The following is a 273-nucleotide window of genomic DNA, read 5'->3' as shown; positions in this document are numbered from 1 at the left end:
CTGCCGGCCAAGTCCGCGGGGGAAGACGGGGCCGCGGTGTCTGGCGCGGCAGGGGACCCGGACGGCCACGACGTGGTCAGCCTCAGCAGGTCCGCCTGGGTCCGGAGCAGTTCGGCGGTGGGGGAGTCGCCGTCGTCGTCGTGTTCCTCGAAGGCCGAGGCCAGGTTCTCCAGGCCGGCCAGGGCGTCGAGGCGGGCTTGCTCGGTGGTGCTGGGGGGCGGGGCGGGCTCGGTGATGCTCGCCACCACGGTGCCGGTGCTGACCACGATCGCC

At 74.7% G+C, this 273-nt stretch carries 1 protein-coding gene; it reads right to left on the bottom strand.

Translation table 11 applies throughout. The features are described from left to right. A partial coding sequence (locus AC5RUJ_RS19045) for a hypothetical protein (protein WP_494156614.1) occupies positions 1 to 273 on the bottom strand: 273 nt, incomplete at both ends.

It is taken from the genome of Arthrobacter sp. Y3223164 (assembly GCF_059091005.1).
The sequence above is the reverse complement of the archived record's forward strand: the minus strand, read 5'-3'. Positions and strand labels throughout refer to the sequence as shown.